Source organism: Stenotrophomonas sp. S49, from assembly GCF_016624905.1.
Classification (GTDB): Bacteria; Pseudomonadota; Gammaproteobacteria; order Xanthomonadales; family Xanthomonadaceae; genus Stenotrophomonas.
This window is the reverse complement of the sequence record NZ_JACVUD010000046.1, coordinates 30,001-32,210: the sequence shown is the minus strand read 5'-3', so window position 1 is coordinate 32,210 and position 2,210 is coordinate 30,001. Positions and strand designations below refer to the sequence as shown.

The 2,210-nt window shown below is 53.9% G+C and carries 1 rRNA gene (running past one end of the window); it reads right to left on the bottom strand.

Features of this window, described 5'->3' with window-relative positions:
- Positions 1-95: 95 nt before the first annotated feature.
- Positions 96-2,210 (bottom strand): 23S ribosomal RNA (locus IAE58_RS11540) (it continues 765 nt past the right edge of the window).

The following is a 2,210-nucleotide window of genomic DNA, read 5'->3' as shown; positions in this document are numbered from 1 at the left end:
GGGACAAGGCGCCAGCCTCGCATAGTTCTTGTGACGTAGCGTGCACTTGGATGCTCTTACGACGCTGTCGTAAAGCCAAGGCAACTTGAGGTTATATGGTCAAGCCGCACGGATCATTAGTATCAGTTAGCTCAACGCATTGCTGCGCTTACACACCTGACCTATCAACCACGTAGTCTACATGGTTCCTTCAGGGGGCTTGTGCCCCGGGAGATCTCATCTTGAGGCGCGCTTCCCGCTTAGATGCTTTCAGCGGTTATCGCTTCCGAACATAGCTACCCGGCAATGCCACTGGCGTGACAACCGGAACACCAGAGGTTCGTCCACTCCGGTCCTCTCGTACTAGGAGCAGCCCCTCTCAAATCTCCAACGCCCATGGCAGATAGGGACCGAACTGTCTCACGACGTTCTGAACCCAGCTCGCGTACCACTTTAAATGGCGAACAGCCATACCCTTGGGACCGACTACAGCCCCAGGATGTGATGAGCCGACATCGAGGTGCCAAACACCGCCGTCGATATGAACTCTTGGGCGGTATCAGCCTGTTATCCCCGGAGTACCTTTTATCCGTTGAGCGATGGCCCTTCCATACAGAACCACCGGATCACTAAGTCCTAGTTTCCTACCTGCTTGATCCGTCGATCTTGCAGTCAAGCACGCTTATGCCTTTGCACACAGTGCGCGATGTCCGACCGCGCTGAGCGTACCTTCGAGCTCCTCCGTTACTCTTTAGGAGGAGACCGCCCCAGTCAAACTACCCACCATACACGGTCCCCGACCCAGATAATGGGCCCAGGTTAGAACGTCAAGCACGACAGGGTGGTATTTCAAGGATGGCTCCACTGCAGCTAGCGCCACAGTTTCATAGCCTCCCACCTATCCTACACAGACGAACTCAACGTTCAGTGTAAAGCTATAGTAAAGGTTCACGGGGTCTTTCCGTCTTGCCACGGGAACGCTGCATCTTCACAGCGATTTCAATTTCACTGAGTCTCGGGTGGAGACAGCGCCGCTGTCGTTACGCCATTCGTGCAGGTCGGAACTTACCCGACAAGGAATTTCGCTACCTTAGGACCGTTATAGTTACGGCCGCCGTTTACTGGGGCTTCGATCAAGAGCTTCGCCTTGCGGCTGACCCCATCAATTAACCTTCCAGCACCGGGCAGGCGTCACACCCTATACGTCCACTTTCGTGTTTGCAGAGTGCTGTGTTTTTGATAAACAGTCGCAGCGGCCTGGTTACTGCGACCCTCGGTAGCTTATGCTCGCATGAGCCACCACCAAGGGTGCACCTTCTCCCGAAGTTACGGTGCCATGTTGCCTAGTTCCTTCACCCGAGTTCTCTCAAGCGCCTGAGAATTCTCATCCTACCCACCTGTGTCGGTTTACGGTACGGTCTGCGTAAGCTGAAGCTTAGGAGCTTTTCCTGGAAGCGTGGTATCAGTGACTTCGCCATAAAGGCTCGTCTCGGTGCTCGGTCTTAAAGGATCCCGGATTTGCCAAAGATCCAAACCTACCGCCTTTCCCCAGGACAACCAACGCCTGGTACACCTAACCTTCTCCGTCCCTCCATCGCACTTACGCGAGGTGCAGGAATATTAACCTGCTTCCCATCGACTACGACTTTCGTCCTCGCCTTAGGGGCCGACTCACCCTGCGCCGATTAACGTTGCGCAAGGAAACCTTGGGCTTTCGGCGTGCGGGTTTTTCACCCGCATTATCGTTACTCATGTCAGCATTCGCACTTCCGATACCTCCAGCAGACTTCTCAATCCACCTTCAACGGCTTACGGAACGCTCCTCTACCGCGCATAACAAAGTTATGCACCCCAAGCTTCGGTTCTGTGCTTAGCCCCGTTAAATCTTCCCCGCAGACCGACTCGACCAGTGAGCTATTACGCTTTCTTTAAAGGGTGGCTGCTTCTAAGCCAACCTCCTGGCTGTCTGTGCCTTTCCACATGGTTTTCCACTTAGCACAAAATTTGGGACCTTAGCTGTGGGTCTGGGTTGTTTCCCTTTTCACGACGGACGTTAGCACCCGCCGTGTGTCTCCCATACAGTCCGTCTCGGTATTCGGAGTTTGCAATGGTTTGGTAAGTCGCGATGACCCCCTAGCCATAACAGTGCTCTACCCCCGAGAGGATACATATGAGGCGCTACCTAAATAGCTTTCGAGGAGAACCAGCTATCTCCGGGTTCGATTAGCTTT